This is a genomic window from Algoriphagus terrigena DSM 22685, from assembly GCF_000429445.1.
In the GTDB taxonomy this organism is placed as follows: Bacteria; Bacteroidota; Bacteroidia; order Cytophagales; family Cyclobacteriaceae; genus Algoriphagus; species Algoriphagus terrigena.
Map to the genome: position 1 here is coordinate 20,727 of NZ_AUBW01000032.1, position 20,442 is coordinate 41,168.

Annotated in this window: 17 protein-coding genes; 9 read left to right on the forward strand and 8 right to left on the reverse strand. The window is 46.2% G+C overall.

Features of this window, described 5'->3' with window-relative positions:
* The first annotated feature begins 524 nt into the window (after positions 1 to 524).
* The gene (locus G459_RS0122235) at positions 525 to 2,111 is read left to right on the forward strand and encodes an alkaline phosphatase D family protein (RefSeq protein WP_051315368.1); all 1,587 of its coding nucleotides are present in this window, start codon (positions 525 to 527) and stop codon (positions 2,109 to 2,111) included.
* Positions 2,112 to 2,672: 561 nt separating this feature from the next.
* Here G459_RS0122235 and G459_RS0122240 read toward each other — a convergent pair.
* Positions 2,673 to 3,026 (reverse strand): EthD family reductase, encoded by a 354-nt coding sequence (locus G459_RS0122240; protein ID WP_245588231.1) that lies wholly within the window; start codon positions 3,024 to 3,026, stop codon positions 2,673 to 2,675.
* A 505-nt stretch (positions 3,027 to 3,531) separates the two neighbouring features.
* Between G459_RS0122240 and G459_RS0122250 the strand changes: the two genes are divergently transcribed.
* The 4 genes from G459_RS0122250 (at position 3,532) to G459_RS0122265 (ending at position 5,854) form a co-directional block, all read left to right on the forward strand.
* The gene (locus G459_RS0122250; RefSeq protein ID WP_026969597.1) at positions 3,532 to 4,317 is read left to right on the forward strand and encodes an alpha/beta fold hydrolase; all 786 of its coding nucleotides are present in this window, start codon (positions 3,532 to 3,534) and stop codon (positions 4,315 to 4,317) included.
* A 127-nt stretch (positions 4,318 to 4,444) separates the two neighbouring features.
* Positions 4,445 to 4,879: a hypothetical protein gene (locus G459_RS28260; RefSeq protein ID WP_051315369.1), complete on the forward strand. Its 435-nt coding sequence runs from the start codon at positions 4,445 to 4,447 to the stop codon at positions 4,877 to 4,879.
* Positions 4,880 to 4,933: 54 nt separating this feature from the next.
* Complete coding sequence (locus G459_RS0122260) at positions 4,934 to 5,407, forward strand: SRPBCC family protein (RefSeq protein ID WP_026969598.1); 474 nt, start codon at positions 4,934 to 4,936, stop codon at positions 5,405 to 5,407.
* A 69-nt stretch (positions 5,408 to 5,476) separates the two neighbouring features.
* Positions 5,477 to 5,854, forward strand: a complete 378-nt coding sequence (locus G459_RS0122265) for a nuclear transport factor 2 family protein (RefSeq protein WP_026969599.1) — start codon at positions 5,477 to 5,479, stop codon at positions 5,852 to 5,854.
* A gap of 179 nt (positions 5,855 to 6,033) precedes the next feature.
* Here G459_RS0122265 and G459_RS28265 read toward each other — a convergent pair whose 3' ends face one another.
* Positions 6,034 to 6,672 (reverse strand): DoxX family protein, encoded by a 639-nt coding sequence (locus tag G459_RS28265; RefSeq protein ID WP_157373411.1) that lies wholly within the window; start codon positions 6,670 to 6,672, stop codon positions 6,034 to 6,036.
* 406 nt (positions 6,673 to 7,078) lie between these two features.
* Entirely contained in the window at positions 7,079 to 7,483 is a 405-nt protein-coding gene (locus G459_RS0122275; RefSeq protein ID WP_245588232.1) for a Crp/Fnr family transcriptional regulator, read from the reverse strand.
* Positions 7,484 to 8,079: 596 nt separating this feature from the next.
* On the opposite strand from G459_RS0122275, the gene G459_RS0122285 reads away from it, so the two are divergent.
* A complete protein-coding gene (locus tag G459_RS0122285) occupies positions 8,080 to 10,398 on the forward strand; it encodes a type IA DNA topoisomerase (RefSeq protein ID WP_026969602.1) in 2,319 nt (772 codons plus the stop codon).
* A gap of 802 nt (positions 10,399 to 11,200) precedes the next feature.
* On the opposite strand, the gene G459_RS0122295 is transcribed toward G459_RS0122285, so the two are convergent.
* The 4 genes from G459_RS0122295 to G459_RS0122310 form a co-directional block, all read right to left on the reverse strand.
* Positions 11,201 to 12,127 carry an SDR family oxidoreductase gene (locus tag G459_RS0122295; protein ID WP_245588233.1) on the reverse strand — a complete coding sequence of 309 codons (927 nt, stop codon included), beginning with the start codon at positions 12,125 to 12,127 and terminating at the stop codon, positions 11,201 to 11,203.
* A gap of 244 nt (positions 12,128 to 12,371) precedes the next feature.
* On the reverse strand, positions 12,372 to 13,280 hold the full coding sequence (locus G459_RS0122300; RefSeq protein WP_026969604.1) for a helix-turn-helix domain-containing protein: 909 nt from the start codon (positions 13,278 to 13,280) through the stop codon (positions 12,372 to 12,374).
* A gap of 12 nt (positions 13,281 to 13,292) precedes the next feature.
* Positions 13,293 to 13,637, reverse strand: a complete 345-nt coding sequence (locus tag G459_RS0122305; protein ID WP_026969605.1) for a hypothetical protein — start codon at positions 13,635 to 13,637, stop codon at positions 13,293 to 13,295.
* Between the two features lie 49 nt (positions 13,638 to 13,686).
* Positions 13,687 to 16,314 carry a TonB-dependent receptor gene (locus G459_RS0122310; protein WP_026969606.1) on the reverse strand — a complete coding sequence of 876 codons (2,628 nt, stop codon included), beginning with the start codon at positions 16,312 to 16,314 and terminating at the stop codon, positions 13,687 to 13,689.
* 418 nt (positions 16,315 to 16,732) lie between these two features.
* Here G459_RS0122310 and G459_RS0122315 point away from each other — a divergent pair, with 418 nt between their 5' ends.
* The 3 genes from G459_RS0122315 (at position 16,733) to rpiA (ending at position 19,445) form a co-directional block, all read left to right on the forward strand.
* Positions 16,733 to 17,758 (forward strand): sensor histidine kinase, encoded by a 1,026-nt coding sequence (locus G459_RS0122315; protein WP_035456696.1) that lies wholly within the window; start codon positions 16,733 to 16,735, stop codon positions 17,756 to 17,758.
* A complete protein-coding gene (locus tag G459_RS0122320) occupies positions 17,755 to 18,480 on the forward strand; it encodes a LytR/AlgR family response regulator transcription factor (RefSeq protein ID WP_026969608.1) in 726 nt (241 codons plus the stop codon). Before G459_RS0122315 ends, G459_RS0122320 begins: the two co-directional genes overlap by 4 nt.
* Before the next feature lie 272 nt (positions 18,481 to 18,752).
* On the forward strand, positions 18,753 to 19,445 hold the full coding sequence (gene rpiA, locus G459_RS0122325) for a ribose 5-phosphate isomerase A (RefSeq protein WP_026969609.1): 693 nt from the start codon (positions 18,753 to 18,755) through the stop codon (positions 19,443 to 19,445).
* 155 nt (positions 19,446 to 19,600) lie between these two features.
* Here rpiA and G459_RS0122330 read toward each other — a convergent pair.
* A partial coding sequence (locus G459_RS0122330; RefSeq protein ID WP_342664346.1) for an endonuclease/exonuclease/phosphatase family protein occupies positions 19,601 to 20,442 on the reverse strand: 842 nt, incomplete at its 5' end.

Below are 20,442 nucleotides of genomic sequence, written 5' to 3' on the forward strand. Positions count from 1 at the left end.
TTCTTTCGCCAACAGAGTACCTGAAGTTCGTCTAGGCGCTGGGTGTGATTTGTATCCCATCCCGATATCCTAACCAATTTGTAATTGGATAAATCAAGATGTATCGAAATCAAAGAAACCGGAATCCAGGTATCATTGGGTGGATACGATAAAATGAACAAACAGAATTCATCTTCTCGGCAAAAGAAAATTAAGCCTTGGAAGAAATTGGAGAAAAAAATTTGCAAAATGAACCACTATCCATCCAATCATTATCTCCACAAGCTCTATTAAAGTTTTGTTAAAAATTTTCATTCAGGCTTGCCAATGCTTCATCCCTATTAAAAAATCAAGAAATGTGATGAACGGGCGTCGGCTGACTGATTGAAACCAGCTCAAGTAAGTGACGAGACACTAGTCTTTTTCTGAGCTACCACAAGTTAATGATTTAGTAAACGACAGCATTCCGAAAGAAAAGAGGAGACTCGGTAATTTTGGACATCACCGATGAGATTCATTTTTTCACTCCAACCCACCAAAGACGCATGGATTCCAAATTGCCGAATGAAGAGCAGCAACCGCTGATTGGCTCCGAGAAAATGGACAGAAGATCGTTTCTCCAAAAATCAGCCCTGACGCTTACCGGGGTAAGCTTGTTAGGGCCCTTTTCCTTTTTTGACCAAACCGAAGGTCTCCAAGAATATCCATTCACGATGGGAGTCGCCTCCGGGGAACCATGGCCAGATAGCGTCGTGATATGGACCAGGCTTGCACCCAAACCCTTGGAAGGCGGTGGACTGACAGATGAAACAATCCCTGTAAGCTGGGAAATAGCCTTAGATCAGGGATTCCAAACTATTGTACAAAAAGGAACTGAGACTGCCACTCCTACTTTTGCCCATTCTATCCACGTTGAAGTCGATGGTCTGGAACCCGCTCAGCATTACTACTACCGATTCAAAGCAGGGAATTTTGTCTCCCAAACCGGTAAAACCAAAACGGCTCCAAACTACGGAGCGGATGTGGCGGAAATGAATTTTGCTATTGCATCCTGCCAAAACTACGCCGCCGGATTCTATACCGCCTATGACCATTTGGTGAAAGAAGATCTGGATGTGTTGTTCTTCCTGGGTGATTACATCTATGAGAAAGGCAGCAGTGCTGACGCGCTACGCAAGCATCTCCCGGATAAAGAAATCACGACCTTGGAAGACTACAGGATCAGATATGGGCAATATAAAAGCGAACCTTCGCTGATGGCTGCGCATGCGGCATTTCCCTGGATAGTCGTCCCGGACGATCATGAGGTCAAAAACAACTGGGGCGGAGACGGACCTCCGTATGATGACAACGAGGCCTTCCTCCGAAGACGGGCTGTGGCGTTTCAAGCCTACTACGAGCATATGCCTCTGAGAAAAACCTCAATCCCGAAAGGCATTTCGATGGATATTTACAGGAAATTCAGTTTCGGAAAGCTGGCAGAATTCTCCATGCTAGACACGCGTCAGTTCAGGACTGACTTTGCATGCAGTGGAAATGCGGAGGTGGATTGTGCTGCGAGGTTTGACCCAAGCCGGACTATGTTGGGAGACAATCAGGAAAAATGGCTGGCGGAAACCCTTGCCAATTCCCAATCCCATTGGAATATTCTGGGGCAGCAGGTGGGTATGGCACAAGTCGGAAGAAAAGTAAACGGAAGTATGTCCTACGGAATGGATAAATGGGATGGATATGCAGCCACCAGATCCAGATTGTTTGACAACGTCCAAAAGAATAATGTCAAAAACCTGATCGTGCTCACCGGCGATTCCCACAAAAACTGGGTGAATGAGCTTCACTTTGATCCGGACGACCTGGAATCACCGATTGCCGGCACGGAATTCATGGGGACCAGCATCAGCTCTGCCGGCGATGGACGGGAAGATTCTCCTGTGGGCAAAGAACTGATGTCCGACAATCCGCATATCAAATTTTACAACGAACAACGTGGATACGTTTCTTTTCGGCTTTCCCCACAGGAATTGCTGTCGGAGTTCAAGGTAATCCCCTTTGTCACCAAGCCGGACGCAGCACTCCAGACTATTGCCAGATTTCAGGTTACAAACGGGATTCCTGGCTCCAAGCTTGTATAAACGAGCAATTGGAGAGGGCGAATCTTCATGTGGTCAGTTGGCTGAAACCCCTCTGGGTGTGGTCAAATTATCGTTTGGACTGGGTGGAGATTGCCTACCCTGCTCCCTGACAGTGGTCGGGATCGATGCCCTTCTTCTACTCCGTATGCTGTCAGCAATAGCGGATTCCCGCCAATGCTTTTCGGGAGCCCCGGGAACGTGTCTTTTTGGTGGCGTTGTCTCTACCTCACCGTCCACAGCCGGCTCTACCGGCAGGCTTCTCCATACGCGCTATTAGGACAGGCTCTCTTTTACCTCCCCCCCGCCCTCTCCACATGGAGAGGGAGCTTGAGCAGTGGTAGAGAGGGATATTCGAGTCCATTCCGAGATGGGCTCAACCTGAATCTAAGCCATCAACCGAAGGGATATGTGCCGTCCCTATGGAACTCTGAAATTTATTTTGGTTCCTTTTCTCCAGCCATTGTGGTTCCACACTTCGACACGCTCAGTGACCGAGCTCACCAACCGCGGCTGGCTATGGGATTGGATGGCCCGATGGAAGGGATTGAGAGGCATCCTACTTCACTTGACCACTTCACTTATAAGTATGACCGGGACGATGTCCGTATAGTTGGCAAAGTCAGCCCGTATGGCATCTCTATTCGGGCCTATAGCCTGTTGATATGCCGATAAGTCCTTGACATAGAATGTCCCTACTGCAATATAAGGCAGAGGAGTATTTGGAACGCCGCTGGCCAGCCCTTTTTCGATGGTGTATTTGACCAGATTGGTTCCCAGAATACCGGCCACCATCGGCATGTGTTTGGTTTCATAATAGTTCATATCAAAGACCTTCCCTTCTGCGAAAGGATCGAGAACGGATACTTTAATCAAGCCTTTGTCCATCTCCTCCAAATTGTTGTTCCGAACACTCACAAGATGGGGTTCTTGGCCGAATGATGAAAAGCCAATGCACAATAGAAACAAGATTATTAAAATTGGAAACTTCATGGTGTATTTTGGTTTTTTGAGAACATTGGTTAGATAACTATTACTGGTTACTATAAATATACTTCCGTCCGCCTTAACACACATGCCCAGGAAGTCGAAAATTCAATCAGTGGGAGCTGCATCATGCCCACATCCAGAGACCATCCCGAAGCACTACTCCTGACCTTCGGATACCGATCTTCTAACATTTAAACCGACTTCAACGACTACCTGTCTGCTGACTTTTCGCCACCAGTGGGACATAACTTGAATCGCTTTTTTCATCTTACGACTTTTCAACTTTCAGGCTTTCGACTTGTCAGGACTTGCTTCGAGTCCCCGTCAGTATTGCAAAATAAGCGATCCTTCTCCTTCCGGAGATTGGTGTACACCAAGATTCCTGATTTTGACAGCTTCTATCTTGCACTCATCAACAGAACGCAAATTTAAAATGAGAACAACCGGTAACTATGCAGTAGTAAACGGCCTGAAGATGTACTATGAGATATATGGTTCAGGTCAGCCACTTTTACTTCTTCCCGGAGCACTTTCGGGAATCGGGACAGCCTTCGAGAAGTTGATCCCGCTTTTGTCAAAAGACAGGATGATTGTTGCGGTAGAATTCCAGGGCTACGGTCATACAGAAGACCTGATTGACCGTCCGCTCACCTACGAACAACTCGCACTGGACGTCATTGAATTACTCCAGGCACTGCAAATCCAGCAGGCGGACATTTTCGGATACAGTACAGGTGCGGGAGTAGCATTGCAGGTTGCCATTAAAAGACAAGATCTGGTACGAAAGCTCATTCTGGCCTCCGGAAGCTACAACAGTAATGGCAGACATCCGGATCTCAAGATACTTTTCAATCCGGAATTTATGTTGCAGGCGTTGAATGGATCGCCCTATGAAAAAGAATATCACAGCACAGCCCCCAACCCTGAAGGCTGGTCCGCACAGCTCAATAAGGTGAGCACTTTTGAAAAGGAAGAACAGGACTGGGCCGAAGAGGACATCAAGAACATCAAGTCCCCGGCTTTAATAATAGCAGGAGATTCGGATATAATTCTTCCCGAACATACCGTTGCCTTATATAGGCTATTTGGTGGAGAAACCCTGGGAGAGTTGGCGATGCCCGCATCCCAGCTTGCTATCCTCCCGGGCACGATGCATTCCATGCTGACCCAACGGACAGATTTGCTCATGGCTATGATTCCCAAATTTCTCGATGATTAATGGGATGTCCAATCAGTTGAGAGTGGAAACCATTCATAAATAAAAAGCCGATCAAACCACGCTGCAAACCACCGGTGTCAGCGACACGCACTTCCAAGCTAAACTGACACCCCATAAAATAACCAAGATGATCAGGAACTATTACTATTTCGTAGTTGGGCTGCTTGCAATTCTATTTGCCTTCACCCACGCATGGAACGGCCATTCGGTATTATTCCCCCTTGTTGAGGCCTTAACTGTCGAACAGTCCCTTAAAACAAGCTTTTTCTATATCTGGCATATCATCAGCGTAGAGAATCTGATCTTTGGAATTGCTTTCCTAATCATGTCAGTTGACAGGGACTTTGCAAAAGTCAGATTTACGGCCAGGATGATGATTTTCATCATGGTGGCCCGATGGCTTGTAATTGCGGTTACCACTATCTCTAAAAACCGGGATGAAATTTCCGGCATTTTAGTAGACTCTCTGGCAATATTTCTACTTGTCGGGCTGATATTTCTTGGAACCACCAGACGGCAGTCCCATTTTTATTTGAAGGGGCAAGGGAAAGAAAATAAGTGAAAGCAAATCAATTAATCCCACATTGATCACAGGAACGAACCAACTATAAAGCTCATGAATAAGAACAAAACAACTGTTGTAGAAGCACAGATGCTTATCAGAAAACCTGCATCAATCGTCTTTGATGCATTTGTTGACCCTGCAATCACCACAAACTTCTGGTTTACAAAGTCCAGTGGACGGCTGGAGGCCGGAAAAACCGTCAAATGGGAATGGGAAATGCACCATGCAGAAACAACGGTCCTAGTGACAGACCTAATTCCGGACAGGAAGATATCCACTGAATGGGGGGACCCGATCACTAAAGTTGACTATGAATTTACACCCGTGTCAGAAAACTCGACCTATGTAGTCATTAAAAACTATGGGTACACAGAAACAGGTCCGGAATTAATTCAAGTGGTGATGGAAAACACCGGCGGGTTCACCACCGTGTTAGACGGCTTAAAAGCATACCTGGAACACGACATTAAACTCAATCTCATCGGAGATAAATTTCCAAAAGAAATAAAGGGTACTGAAGACTAATCTTTCATTTTGCACTAAAGATTCCCTCCTCCCCGAATCATGTCAACTGACGAAAAAAAATGAAAGCAAATGAATGACACTGAGACCGTAATTTCGAATTACATCACGGCATACAACAACTTTGACGTCTCGACTATGGTGAGAGATTTTTCTGATGAAATCATTTTTGAGAATATCCAGGACGGCAAGATTACGATGAGTTTGCATGGAATTGAGGCATTCATTGAGCAGGCAGAAACCTCAAAGAATTACTTTTCAGTGAGAAATCAGAAAATCACGGCGATCAATTGTGATGACAACAGGGTCGTTGTTGAAGTTGAATTCAAAGGTGTGTTAGCTATGGATTTTCCCAATGGAATGAATAAAGGACAAGAGATCAGAATGGTTGGGAAATCAATCTTTGAATTCAAGGACCAGAAAATAGTGAGACTAACCGACCTGAGCTGAGAATCCGCCGGCTCAGCGATTTGGTCCTGGTCGATCAAAGAAATCGAAGGAATTACAAAAAGTGATCTCACCGGGAAAATCAACTAAAAATCGACGGGCGCTCTAAGTGCCGTCACACAGATTTCGTGTAACTGAGTGCGATTGAACTTCATTCAAAACCGGCGCTCGGTACGCTGCTACTAGCGGTTGATCAGCCTTGGCTCACCGGAAACCAGCGGCGGAGCCTCCTTTGATTCAACTGCATAAAAGTAGTGCACCAACAGAAGACAAATCCCTGTAAATGTCAAGGATTCGCCCAAGCCTATCCATTCATCTCCTCCCTTTTCGATTACGTGGTACAGGTGTAGAAGCAAGAACCATCCAAAGATCTGCAATGCGGAGAGCAAGGCTACAGCTTTCCGAAGATAGGGTATCAAAATACCAATACTTGCCAATACCAGCGTCAAACCCGTTAAGTAGGCGAAAAACAGCCGATAAGGAATATAGTCCGGAACCATTTGGGAAACTAAATCGATGAAACGAAAATGCGCCAAACCGCAAACTTGGAAATACATGCAGGTGATAATTATGCCGGCAAACAGGATTTTGTTCTGATACTTTTCATATCCCTTGTAAGTTCCAAGAAGCAAAAAGGCCGCTGATATAACCCAAATCGATTTAAATGAATTAATAGGATCTTGCCACAGGAGCAGGATATGGCGGAAGGTGGCAAATAGTAAGAACGTGGTCCCCAACGCCACCAATGACCCTATTCTTTGGAAATTGAAAACATACATAACGATACAAACAAGAAGTATCCCTCCCGAGATGTATCCCATTTCCGGAGTCCAGTCTGCAAAAAACTCAGGATAGAGCCTTGGCCTGGTCATGGCAAAATCACCTTTGAAAAAACTATAGATCGCATTGATTGCGATTCCACTGAAATAAAATACACTCCCTATTGTGAATGAATACTTGGCGAAAACTTGGCTCCTCATGGTTTAATCAATGACATCATTTGAGATATGGTAACTACCGGCAGACTATTTAAAAACGTAGACAGTGACAGGAAACCAGCAGGAGGAAATTCAACAGTCCTTATTTCGAGGTTGGATATCCTTAAAAAGCACCTTTTGCCCCCACTCTTCTTAACTTCCGGAGATTGGAATGCCCGCGTGTTTTGAATAAATCTATTCAGACAAAAGTATGGGACCGGAATGAATCAAATATTGGTGTAGACCAACATCATATGGGTACACTGTTAAACAACTTGCTAAAATTGGTGGGGTCTATCCCTAAATAAGAGCTGATATACTTATGAGGGACCATGTGGAGCAGTTGCGGATTCTTTTGACAGAAATTCTTGTACCGTTCCTGGATCGTCATGGCCCTTAACTCGATATGAAGATCAATCATGCTTGAAAACATGGCTTCTGTCATTCTTCTGAAAAGCCTTTCGATTTGTTGTGACTGATCAATAATATTCTGGAGGTCATCAAAGGTGATGTACTCAAACTCACTGTCTGTCAAACAGGTTAAATAATATTTGGAAGGGACCTGAAAAGAAAATGACTCCGCGATTCCGCAGAGAAGAGGGAAATAAGTAAAACCCAGTGTATAGATTTTATCGCCGTCATCAAAATACGACATCTGGACTCCGCTTTTCACAAAATAAAGTTCCCGTTGGACCTGTCCGGGAACGATTATGTTGTCACCTTTCTTGAACGACCTCAATTTAAAACAGTCGCTCAATAGACGGTAGTCCTCTTCTTTTACATCGTGAAATTGTTGGAAAAACTTATAACGCTCCATAAAAATTACTTTGCCTTTGACTTCATTAAATGTAGAAAAATCTAACGGGTCAGGTCATATGCTGGTTTCGACTTCGAGTACGGAGACAATTTATGATCCTTCGGAGTCCAGAAACCATTCACTTCATATCGCATCAATTGGCAAATAACGCGGCATCGATAGGTATCGATGGAGATGCAGGATAACGGAGATTCTTCTTGATTGATTAGGATTGCTTCGGGATCGTTGATTTTGAAAATAATCGAATAGTTCGTTTGATCCCTCGCAATGACGATCGAATTGAGAACTCTACTTTCCCCAACAGTCAGATCAGCCCGCCGGGATCCCATAAACAATATCTATCCCTTTGGGTCACAGCGTTTCATTCATTTCTTATTGGCTGATGGCTCCGGCAGTCTGGTGGGCTTAGGCTATTTTAAGTAGTTTCGCATCAGATGAAAGTTTGTATTGCCGAAAAACCGAGCGTCGCCCGTGAAATCGCATCCGTTCTTGGAGCGAATTCTAAGCATGATGGGTATTTCGAAGGAAATGGATATATCGTAACCTACACTTTTGGTCACTTTTGCACCCTGTTTGAGCCAAATGACTACGACCCTTTTTGGAAGAGCTGGAGTCTCAGTCACCTGCCCATGCTGCCCGAAAAGTTCAAAACCAAGGTGGTGGACAATGCCGGGATACAGAAGCAATTTAACATCGTAAAAAAACTGTTTGAAACAGCCACACTAGTGATCAACTGTGGTGATGCCGGCCAGGAGGGTGAGCTGATTCAGCGATGGGTCATCGAACAGGCTGAGTACAAAGGAGAAGTCAAAAGATTATGGATCTCTTCCCTGACCACTGAAGCCATCAAAGAAGGTTTCGAAAAACTACAAAATTCTTCCAAGTACGACAATCTATACTACGCCGGATACTCCAGGGCCATTGGCGACTGGCTGCTAGGTATGAATGCCACCCGTCTCTATACCGTCAAGTATGGTGGATACAAGCAGGTATTGTCAGTAGGCAGAGTCCAGACGCCTACCCTGGCGATGATTGTGAACCGGTTTAAGGAGGTTCAAAATTTCCAGCCCCAACCCTATTGGGAATTACAAACCGTCTATCGGGAGACCACCTTTAACTACGAAGAAGGGAAATTCCTAAAGAAAGAAGACGGTGAGGCTTTTGCCAACCAAGTGAAAGCGCATGATTTTGAGGTGGTCTCCGTTGAAAAGAAAACAGGAAAGGAATCGCCTCCTAAGCTTTTTGACCTGACAGGCTTGCAGGTGTATTGTAATACCAAGTTTGGGCTCTCCGCCGATGAGACGCTCAAGATTGCCCAGCAGCTATACGAACAAAAGGTAATCACCTACCCGAGGGTGGACACCACTTTTTTACCGAATGACATCTATCCCAAAGCGACCGGGATACTGGAGAAACTCAGCCAGTATGAGGACTTGACTCGCCCTATCTTGGGCAAGAAATTAAAAAAGTCCGCGAAGGTTTTTGATGACAAAAAAGTAACCGATCACCATGCCATCATTCCCACCGGGGTACAGGCAAGTTTACATGGGAATCACCTCCGGGTATTTGATATTATCGCCAGGCGATTTATCGCGGTTTTCTATGAGGACTGCTCGGTAGCAAATACCATTGTGTTGGGAAAGGTGGATACCGTCCCGTTCAAAACAACCGGAAAAGTCATCTTGGGAAAAGGATGGCGGGTGGTTTTTGAGGCGGTAGAAAAAGAAAAAAAGGAGAAAGATGAGCTTCCTATCTTCATAAAAGGAGAAAAAGGGCCGCATGAGCCTTCCTTTCTCCAGAAAGAAACCAGTCCTCCAAAATACTATACCGAAGCAACCCTGCTGCGCGCCATGGAAACTGCCGGTAAACAGGTGGACGACGAGGAGATGCGCGAACTGATGAAAGAAAACGGCATTGGCCGTCCTTCTACCCGGGCAAGTATCATTGAGACGCTTTTTAAAAGACAATACATCGAACGGAACAAAAAGCTGATTTTGCCGACAGAAACCGGGATTCAGTTGATCGATATCATCAGTAATGACCTGCTGACCTCTGCAGAGCTGACTGGCCAATGGGAAAAGCAATTGCGGGAGATAGAAAAAGGGAATTACCATGCAGGCTCATTTGTGAAAAATATGAAGCTCATGGTGGAGCGGTTGGTATATGATGTAATCAGAGAGCAAAGCCGAACCCTCATCTCCCCTCCCTCCGAAATCAAGGTTGCTGAAAAGACCAAGACTCCGGAAAAAGAAAAAACAGCAACAACCGTGGTGGGATACGCTTGCCCTAAGTGCAAGGAAGGCTCGCTGCTAAAAGGAAGATCCAGCTATGGATGCAGCGCTTATAAAACCGGATGCAACTTTTTGCTTCCTTACACTTTCGAAGGAAAGAAAATCTCAGACAATCAGTATTTGCGACTACTTCAAAAGGGTTCTACCGTCAACTTAAAGGGATTTAAAACCCCGACAGGAGACAAAGAAGGATTGCTTCGCTTTGATGAGCAGTTGCAACTGGTATTGGAAGAAAAGAAGGAAGCAAGGCCGCAGGAATCTAACACTACTACTCCAGTCATTCCCTGTCCGCTGTGCAAGAAAGGCACCATCATCAAAGGAAAAACAGCTTTTGGGTGCAGCGCTTACAAGGAAGGATGTGGTTTTAGATATTCCTTTGACACCCTTCGGAAAAAAGCAAACCAGAGGCCGTTAACCAAAGAGCTGGTGATATCGATTTTGACTGAGAGTGTGGCTATTTAACCCCCAGCAATTCTACTGCTACCACAAACCGCTTTAAATCAGTCGCTACACTTCACTTTTCAATCTATCCTGTTGTCAGTACACTTACTAAATCCTCTCTGGCTTAATCTTCTCATTTCTGATTATCGACTTCAAACAAACCCTGAGCTCCATTTGGAAGCCCCTACCAAGCCGGAAAACTGGGAGAGATCAGTGAGGGAGCCTATGCTGACCTGATCCTGGTAGATGGCAACCCACTGGAAAATCTCAGTCTGATCGAAGATCCGGAGACCCATTTCAAGGTAATCATGAAAGACGGGGTAGTCTATAAGAATACGCTATTGGACTAGACTTTGGAAAATGGGGACCAAATTCATTTGGCCCCATTGATTGGGTGTATCATGTCGGTGCCACTTCTTGTTACAAAGACACGCTTCAGGATTTTGCTTTAACGATTACCAGGGAAAAAGCCCGAATGGCTGTATTTCTTGTAGGATTAGACGTGATTCGCCGTTTGCAGTATCTGAAGGTTTTATCATGTCAATTGAAAACGTAGGTCCGTAGTAAATAACCTCCAATCAAGCCAATTGGTATGCCCAGAAGAGCATTGATCAAAGCCATCCGAGATTTCCCCGGAAATCGGGTTCTATATCGATAACTCAGATAAAACCCTATTGGAGGCAATGCATTGGAGAGTATCGTAAGACCAATGGGCAATTTGTCATTTCTTGTGATTTGCTTGTTCATTTGCGTGGAATGGTGAATTAGCCTGATTGAATGAGAATGCAATTGGGGATTAGATAGGCGATGCAAAAAGCCGATCTTAAAACTCAACTTTTGCCAGCTTTTTAGATACTTCCCATAGTTGCAGAGATACTTTTAAGTCGCTTGCCTGAGCCGGAATTTTGGCGACAGAAGGAAATCCCCGGGTTTCCTGCATTTTGTCCGGGCCATAATACCTGCCTCCTTTAGCCTCCGGGGAGGTGGCAGCATATAATGTCGGCAAGGCTCCTTGGGAAGTGGGTTGGAACAAAAAAGGAAAAAAAGTTCTCATGATGCCCGGCCCACTCCACCGCCCTGCGCCGGTGATCAGCAGATTGGTACGTGAGACCCCGGGATGAGCCGCAATGCTTGTGATTCCCCAACCGTGTTTTTCACTCTGCCGCTGGAGTTCCAAAGCAAACATCAAGTTGGCGAGTTTTGCCTGGCCATAGGCCTTCATCGGGGTGTAGGAGGCTTTTGACTGAAGGTCATCAAAGTTGATTTGCCCTTCACGGTTGGCTACGCTTGAGACTGTCACAACGCGGGCATCCGGAGATTTGCGCAGCAAAGGAAGTAGCTGCGCTGTCAAGGCAACATGACCGATATGGTTGGTCCCAAACTGCAGCTCAAAGCCATCAGCTGTCTCAAGGCGCTTTGGCGGGGTCATCACGCCTGCGTTATTGATCAGGAGATCGATGGGTCGGCCTTTTGCAGTCATTTTTGAAGCAAAGGCTTTGATGGAAGACAGGTCTGCCAGATCTATTTTTTCAAAGCTCAACTTTGCCTTTGGATTGATATCCCGGATCCTGATGATAGATTCGGCCCCTTTTTGGGGATTACGGCCCATGATGATCACGCTCCATCCTGCGGATGATAAGGCCAGCGCATCCTCGTATCCGATGCCTTCCGTACTGCCTGTGATTACAGCGAGGCCTTCAGTCCTTTGAGGGATATCTGCAGCTGTCCATTTTTTGATTTTGCTTTTCATTTGCTCTGCTTTTTGATGAAGCAAAGTTGCGGTACCTTCAAAAAACAGATGTAGCCAAAACGCCTTTCGTTGTAGTCAAAAAATGGTAGTAGGCTAAGTTTTCCAACCCTCTGCCAAGGGCAAAGATGATCTTCCTCGGCTACGAATCTTCAGCCGCTCATGCTGTTGTACTTGTGATTAACTAAGATGGATTGCTGTACAAGGTGGCCACTCCATTCAAAAATTATATGGAAGTGAAAAGATTTCAGTTAAACGATTGCCTGAATTCCAATGGAGATACCTTGGTTTTTGCTTTGAACAGTTTGCTGAAAGACTGCGGATGCTCAAAACCCAGGTCATAGGCTATCTCGCTTACGGTCAATTGTGAGGTTGACAGTTTTTCCTTTGCCTTTTCGATCAGCTTCTCATGGATATGCTGCTGGGCCGTCTGTCCGGTCAGTGATTTGAGCAGACTGCTAAGATAACTGGACGACACATTCAACTCATCTGAAAGGAATTGTACCGAAGGAAGTCCCCGTGACACCAGATCATCCCCATTGAAATAATTGGTCAGCACCTCCTCCATTTCATCAAGGAGCTGATGGCTGGCTTTCTTTCGGGTGATAAACTGCCGGTTGTAAAAACGCTCGGCATAACTCAACAGCGTCTCAAGATGTGCGACGATGATCCCCTGACTGAATCCGTCGATATTCGAATCGTATTCCTGCCTGATCTTTTCAATGATATCGTTGATGATAAGTTCTTCCTTTTCAGAGAGGAAAAGTGCCTCGTTTGAGGCATAGCCAAAGAAGTCGTATTGCTTGATTTTTTTGGCCAGCGGAGTGTTCCACAACAGATCCGGATGAAAGAAAAGCATCCAACCCCGAAGCCCTGCAGGCCTCCCCCCTTCCTCTCCTCGTAGTAGCTGCCCGGGAGACATAAACGCCATCAGTCCTTCATCGAAATCATATTTTTGCTGTCCGTAGAGCAAGTTGTCACAGCCTCTTTTGATCGATATGGCGTAGAAGTCAAAGATTACCGCATGCACATCGGCATGATCTTTAAATTGGGAGACGTCCACCAAACTGATCAAGGGATGCTTTGGCATATCCAAGCCAATCAAGCGGTGGCCTTCTGTAATGGTCTTTATCCTGTAAGGTGCGGTGTTTTTCATCGGTGGTTTTTTTCAGGATTTAAACGGATACTTCAGCCAGATCATGAGCAACGGCATGGCCAGGAAGGGGATTTCGAACAAGGCCATTTTATAGTTTCCTGCATTGAGCGAAAGCGCCATGATCAGCACGATGACGACGGCATGAAGGATGTTGCTCAAAAGGAACGTTTGCGGAAAGAACAGCATCAGGCCAATCAGGATCGAAAAGACCCCGAAGTATGGCATCACGCTTTTGGTAATTCCCAAGTCCGCCATCATCTGGGCCTGTTGGGCATTGGCAGGTTGAAAGGCATCCCATCCATGTTTGAGGCTCAGGAATGCAGAGATCACTAAGAGTATTATGCTGAGGATTTTCATATCTAAATGTGTGGGCTAGTGAATATAATTCTGATAGGTACTGATTGTCTTACAGTTCGATCTTCAATCCAAAAGTCGGAAACATCCCAAGGCCTGAGCGTGAAACCTGACCCGTGACTGGGATAAACTGCTCAAAGTTTACATTGAAAGTGTTTTGGATATCGGTGATGTCCAAAAAGAGCGTCAGGTCACTCCTTTTCATCCGGATATTGTAATCAGCCCGGATATCCAAGCTCACAAAATCATTGAGCAGCCTGCCGTTTCTGGAAGTTAATTCCTGAGCATAGCGCAGGTAGTTCAGGTCATTGAACACATTGTCATGAACGATGTAATCATCAATAGGACGGCCAGTTGAATACCTGAACTTAGCAGAAAGCACCCATTTATCATTTGGCTTATAGCTTCCCAGAAGACTGAATACATGGGGGATATTGAAGGTATAATCGTATTCGCCGAGTCCGTCGTTGTCATCCCTCACGCTCTGCATGTAGGAGTAGCTTACCTGACCGTAGTATTTCTTCGAAAGGCGTTTGATCAAGCTGAAATCAGCACCGTAGGCGTAACCCGTACATTCATTTGTCAATAGACTTTCCGCCCGGTTTGGCTGCACGATTAAGTCATCAAACCGCTTGTGCCAGGCCTCTGCCACAAACTTCAGGTCGCCTGAGAACTGCATCTTGTATCCCAGGATATTCTGGACAGTCCGCTCGTTTTTGATGACATCTCCAAAACTTTGGGCTGCGACATTCGAATAAGCCACATCCTGGTAATAGACTCCGGTGGCAAAATTGATACTCTGCCTGTCCCCCAATGCCAGGCTTCCGCTCAAGCGTGGTGAGATGGTATGTTGCTCCGCAAAACCTGTATAATCGTACCGTAAACCGGGATTGAGGGTCAGGCGGTTGGTCACGTTCCAAGAAAGACTCACATAGGCCGAACCGTTGAAGGCCGTGTTTTCAAAGCTGGCATTGAACTGGGCAGGATCCAAGATCTGATAGTATTGGGAAGGATCAGGACGGAAATCCGTAGAACGGAACGTATAAAGCGTATCAGGTCTAGTCAGATTCCGCTCATAATCCAAGTTGATGGCAATGGCATCCACACCTACTGTGAGGGAGAGCTTTTCGTAGTTCTTGGTGTAGATGGATCTATAGCCAAACTCCTGTTGGTTATTTTTGATGGTTCGTAGTTCGTCTTCATGATGACCAAACTCCGGGTCCAGTATTTCACCGTCAGAAGCCAAAGACGGGGTGTAGTAGCCGAAGGTATTGTCCACGGTGGACGCGCGGAAATACAGCACGTTTTTCCAGTAACTCGACGAGCTAGTCAGTGTGCGGAGGTTGAATCCCACCAAGGCATTGCTTCCTCTATGATTCCAAAGCATTTGTCCCGCACTGTTGTCGTCATTGATATTGGTACCGGGATTGATATCCTCGATGGTTCTGCTGGGACTTTCCGGATTGTACATGGCGATAAATGAAAGCTTATTTTTTGCATTGATCTCAGTGGTGGTTTTGACCAGATAGTCGCTCAGGGAAATGGTGCCCATATTGGAGATGCCTGTGAGGTTGGCGACTCCGGCAAAATTCTGGTAGCGGGCGGAAGTAAAGAGGCTTGTCTTCTTGGAAACCGGCCCATCATAGATCAGTGTGACACCCAATAGCTCCGCTTGAGCGCTGAAGGAACTGCTTTCCTTATTTCCTTCCTTGATACCAAGGCCAAGGTAAGATGAAGATTTTCGGCCTAATGTGGCATCAAAACCACCATTCTGAAACTGCACGTTGTCCACAACCCGGGGAGCGAAGATGCTGAACCTTCCACCATTGGGATCATTGAATCCCGAGGAGATCCCTTCTGCCTCCAGATGCGAGAGATTGAACATTGGCATGTCATCTACCATGTACACGTTGTCTTGGGTGCCTTGTCCTCGGGCGGCGATGGCCGAAAACTGCGCTCCTGCGCTGACTACTCCTGGCAAAACAGCAAGTGCCCTCATGATATCTCCCTGCGATCCGGCATTCCGAAATATCTCCTCTCTGGAATAGGAGAAAGCAGATACCGGGGCAATTGGATTGTTTTCGCCCTTAAAGCCCTGAACGGTCACCTCCCCGAGCTCCCCCACTTCATCGAGCATCTCAAATTCAGCGTAGTAGGTTTTACTACTTGACACGATCACATCCGTGATCTTTTTGGTCTGAAAGCCAATGAATGAAATCGTCAGCGCGTAGGATCCGGCTGGTACGTTTTCTATCGAGAAGATTCCCTCGCTGTCCGTGACCGCTCCCTGTTGGGTATTGTCCAGTTGGACAGTCACCCCGATCATCGGTTGCTTGGTTGCCTGCTCAATAACTTTCCCTTTGATATTCCCGATCGTTTGTGCTACAGACAGGACGCTCATCATGCTCAGGACCAGCGTCAGGATGAGGATTTTGCAGGATTCATACCGCTTAAGTTCATTGGGTGTATATTGATTTATTTCCTGCATTTTTACCCGGTCTGTTCCCTGTAGTTGGTGAAGCAAAACTGGTTGATCTCTGCTGAACAGATTTAGCCAAAACTGCTTTTGTTGTAGCCATATTTTGGTGTAAAAAAGTGCCGCTTCAAACGGCGTCTTACCATCGGCGGAGCGCGTGGCTTTCCCACCTTCTTTTCGGTGCATCGATTTGTGATCTTTCATAGCGTGGATAGTTACTTGCGGATTTAGGTTTCCGGTTGCGCTAAAGTAGGATCGGTCATAACGCTGTTTTTTGGTATTATACCAAACGGGCCAGCTTTTATAGCAAATGGCTTTCCGCTCAGGATGACCAGTTTATGAGGATCAGGGGTGGAAAAAAAGTGAGCTAAATCTTTATTGCCTGAGCTCCGAAAGGCAGCAATCCTCGGTAAGAAGGCGGTTTTGCAGAACCTCTTTTTGCAAGAGTATCCCAACGGAACGATACAACATGAACTACAATCTTCACTCTTTATGATGTGAGGGTCGTTTCGTCTAAAAAGCAATGGCTTTGGTATAAAAAAGGACCGTGGAAGGCCAAAGGGTTTTACCTTTAGTCAGCACTTTGGTTAATGAAATGACTGGTTCAGAAAGATCCCAAGGGATGGAAAGAGATTGGATATTCAAGTTTTTTGTTTCACCCGACTACCGGTTGGTCCGTCACAGTTCGCTGATCGTGTTCGTCACCTTGGTTCTGTTCAACAGCCAGCCGCAATTTGTCGAACCGGTCCAAACCCTGATCAACCTTGGGTTGGTGATAGTTTTCGTCCTGCTGTTTTACCTGAATATGTATTGGTATGTACCCAGGTTTTTCTTTACGGACCGGTATTTTGCCTACGCGCTTTCGGTGATTTCCACGATTGCCATCATTTCCTTTATCTATTTCGTGAGTTGGGACGTCCTGGTTTCCTACCGAGGGGCAGATGCTTACAGAGAAGCTGCCGGTCTGCTTTCCGTATCCTTTGTGGTGCTTGTGCTGACCATGGCTTCCACTGCCATCAAGCTGTTCCAACGCTCGATCTTGGATAGTCTGAGGATCAACGAACTGGAGAAAACCACGCTACGATCCGAGATGGAGCAGCTCAAGAACCAGATCAATCCGCACTTCCTGTTTAACATGCTCAACAATGCCAACGTCCTGACGCAACGGGATCCGGCAAAGGCGTCGCAGGTACTCCTGAAACTCAGTGATCTGCTGCGTTATCAGTTGTACGACAGCTCCAGGTCCAGTGTGTTGCTCACTGCCGATATTCATTTTTTGGAAGATTTGTTAAGTTTGGAACAGACCAGAAGGGATAATTTTGAATACCTGGTTTCCAAGCAGGGTGACCTGAATGGGGTTCAGATTGCGCCGTTGCTTTTGGTCACCTTTGTCGAAAATGCGATCAAACACAGCATAGATCAGGAAAAAGGCTCCTTTGTCCAGTTGTATTTTGAGGTACAGAACAAGGACCTTCAATTTAAGTGCATCAATTCAAAACCCCGACTATCCCTTCCCAAAAGAGTGGCCGGAGGATTGGGGCTGACAAATGTGCAGCGGAGACTGGATCTGATCTATCCGGAAAAATACAGCCTGCAGCTTGCCGATGTTGCCGACACCTATACCGTACTCTTAACCATCAGCCTATGACCTGCATCATTGTGGATGACGAGCCGCTTGCCCGGGAAGCAATTCAATTACTGATAAGTAAGGTCAAGTCGCTCCAGCTGCTAGGCAACTTCAGCAGTGCTAATGCCGCGGCAGCGTACTTGACTGAAAATGCGGTAGACCTTGTCTTTCTTGACATCCAGATGCCGGGAACCAACGGACTGGATTTTGCCAGAAACATTCCAAGGAGAACGCTGGTGATCTTCACCACAGCATTCAGCGAATTTGCCCTGGACAGCTATGAGGTGGACGCGATTGACTACCTGATCAAGCCGGTCAGATTGGAGCGGTTTCAAAAGGCAATGGAAAAGGCAAAGGCTTATTTCAAGCTACTTCAGTCCGACCACCCCACCGGCAGTATAGAGTCGATTGCTGGAGATTACTTTTTTGTCCGGGCTGACAGGAGAACCTTTAAGATCTTCTTCAAAGACATCTTGTTTGTAGAGGGTTTGAAAGATTATGTCGTGCTTCATACGGAAGAAAGGAAGATCATCACTGCGATGAACATCAAAACGATCCAGGAACAGCTACCGCCGAGTCTGTTTGTCAGGACAAGTAAGTCCTATCTCATCAATGTACAGCACATCATTTCCTTCGACAACAACACAGTTTATATCCGGGAAAACGAGATACCGATCGGAGATGTATATCGAAGTTTCTTCTTTGATGAATTTATAGCCAATAAACTGATTGGAAGGAAGTAAAACCATCGAAGTCCTGCAACTGAGGTCAGTTTAAATCGTCCAGTGGGGTCACCTTCGCCGTACGTTGATGTTACATTTATCTGGTGATTTTGGTAAGTTGAAGAGGAAATTGTTTCCAATGCAGGCATAGGGACGAAAGCGCGCGTCCGGCTGTAGTTCCGTGCGAACTCTTTGAGAAGCATTTGAAAGTGAACTGTACGAGGCGTGGGTTTGAATCGAGCAAACAGTCTCCTGAGAGGCAATAAAACTACTAAAAGGATTAACGGACAGAGATGGATAAATCGGCTTTAGGATTAACATGGAATAAAGAAATCTCAAATCGAAAAGAAAAAGAACATATCGCCCGGTTTGTGGCACTCAGGGCCGCTGACGGTGAACTAATAGGTGCCGGCTCAGGGTCCACTTCTTTTCTGACGGTGCTGGCTTTGGGCAAGCGGGTAGAAACTGAGGGCATTTCTATCAGCATAGTCCCCACTTCCATTGAAATTGAGCTAGCCGCTCATGCAGTAGGTCTGAGCGTAGTGTCATCCATGGACAGGATGATTGACTGGTGCTTTGACGGGGCAGACGAAGTAGACTCAACCGGTCGATTGATTAAGGGACGAGGAGGAGCTTTACTCAGGGAGAAGATCGTATTTAGGGCCTCTCGAAAAATCGTTGTGGTTGCGGATGCTTCCAAGAGTGTGAATAGGTTAGGTAAAAACTATCCCGTCCCGGTAGAAGTAGACCCTCAGTGGGTCCGAAGAGTTTTTGACGATATCTCTCAAATGCCCAGCGTTGCTGAAGTGACCCTACGAATGGCTGTAAGCAAAGATGGCCCGGTAATCACAGAAAAGGGAAATCTGCTCCTGGATGTTCGGATGAACAAGATTGAGGACAGTGATGAAGCGGAATTGATGAAGATGCCCGGTGTCTATGAAACCGGTATTTTTTCGGGGTTTGAATTTGAGCGAATAATGGGATAAGGCGATCAAGCATTGGAGAATTGCGAGCTTCTGGTTCAATCCAGACTGTTCTCCGGCAAAACCAAACCAACAATAAACCGACACCGGGAGCAATGTCAGGCATGTATTGAAAATCGGGAACATTTGGGAACTGCTGGCAATTAATCCATTCCGCTCTATTTCAAGCTAACCCTCGCCCAAACCGGCCTGTGATTGGAAGCAGTCGGCCGATTGAGCACCTCATGGGCACGGACGGTAATGTCCTGATTGTTGGAAAAAAGGATAAAGTCAAGCGTTTTTTTCGGCACATCAGCCGGGATCGTCGGCATACAATTCGTCTCACAGGTCGATGTAAAGTATTGATTCAAATGCTGCATGGTCTGGCTCTCCTTCACCACGTTGAAATCCCCCACTACAAAAACAGGCAGTCTTTCGTCTTTCAGCTTTTCGGTGATCACCTTGGCTTGGGCCAGTGCATTTTCGTCTGCTGTGAAATCCAGGTGGGTGTTTGCAAAACGTATCTTTCGGCCATCGGGCAAAGTAGCTGTCACCAGCGATAGCGTTCTCTGCTCCGTATCCGGTGCCTCAGGAAGCTGAATTGTCTCCTGCTCAGAGAGCGGAAACTTAGAGAGGATTGCCGTGCCGTATGCCCCACCCTGGTAATCAATCCCTTTGGAAAAGTAATGGTACATCCCCGTCAATTCGCCCAGCTTTGCTGCCTGATCCAGGTTGACCCCGGAGCGTCCGTTATTGACATCGATCTCCTGCAGCCCTACCAATTCCGCCTTCGAATCCTTAATGATATTGGCGATTGCTTCCACATCGATGAGGCTTGGATTGGCTGGCGGACTGCAGTGGCGGACGTTGTAGCTCAGGATAGTGAGGTTGATCGCTTTTTTATCATCCTCTCCGCGCGGGCTGGTGGTGGTTGGTTTTTCCTCCGAACCTAGTTGGTAGAAAGAGGAAATTGACGATAAAATCAAAAACAAAATCGGTCGTAACAGCATGATCAATTTTT

Excerpts from the sequence above, each read along its gene's own strand:
- G459_RS0122285 (WP_026969602.1), top strand. The coding sequence starts at position 8,080 with ATGAAAGTTTGTATTGCCGAAAAACCGAGCGTCGCCCGTGAAATCGCA.
- G459_RS0122235 (WP_051315368.1), top strand. The coding sequence starts at position 525 with ATGGATTCCAAATTGCCGAATGAAGAGCAGCAACCGCTGATTGGCTCC.
- G459_RS0122305 (WP_026969605.1), bottom strand. The coding sequence starts at position 13,637 with ATGAAAATCCTCAGCATAATACTCTTAGTGATCTCTGCATTCCTGAGC.
- G459_RS0122320 (WP_026969608.1), top strand. The coding sequence starts at position 17,755 with ATGACCTGCATCATTGTGGATGACGAGCCGCTTGCCCGGGAAGCAATT.
- G459_RS0122310 (WP_026969606.1), bottom strand. The coding sequence starts at position 16,314 with ATGAAAGATCACAAATCGATGCACCGAAAAGAAGGTGGGAAAGCCACG.
- G459_RS0122315 (WP_035456696.1), top strand. The coding sequence starts at position 16,733 with ATGGAAAGAGATTGGATATTCAAGTTTTTTGTTTCACCCGACTACCGG.
- G459_RS28265 (WP_157373411.1), bottom strand. The coding sequence starts at position 6,672 with ATGGGATACATCTCGGGAGGGATACTTCTTGTTTGTATCGTTATGTAT.
- G459_RS28260 (WP_051315369.1), top strand. The coding sequence starts at position 4,445 with ATGATCAGGAACTATTACTATTTCGTAGTTGGGCTGCTTGCAATTCTA.
- G459_RS0122300 (WP_026969604.1), bottom strand. The coding sequence starts at position 13,280 with ATGAAAAACACCGCACCTTACAGGATAAAGACCATTACAGAAGGCCAC.
- G459_RS0122250 (WP_026969597.1), top strand. The coding sequence starts at position 3,532 with ATGAGAACAACCGGTAACTATGCAGTAGTAAACGGCCTGAAGATGTAC.
- G459_RS0122265 (WP_026969599.1), top strand. The coding sequence starts at position 5,477 with ATGAATGACACTGAGACCGTAATTTCGAATTACATCACGGCATACAAC.
- G459_RS0122295 (WP_245588233.1), bottom strand. The coding sequence starts at position 12,127 with ATGAAAAGCAAAATCAAAAAATGGACAGCTGCAGATATCCCTCAAAGG.
- rpiA (WP_026969609.1), top strand. The coding sequence starts at position 18,753 with ATGGATAAATCGGCTTTAGGATTAACATGGAATAAAGAAATCTCAAAT.
- G459_RS0122275 (WP_245588232.1), bottom strand. The coding sequence starts at position 7,483 with ATGTCGTATTTTGATGACGGCGATAAAATCTATACACTGGGTTTTACT.
- G459_RS0122260 (WP_026969598.1), top strand. The coding sequence starts at position 4,934 with ATGAATAAGAACAAAACAACTGTTGTAGAAGCACAGATGCTTATCAGA.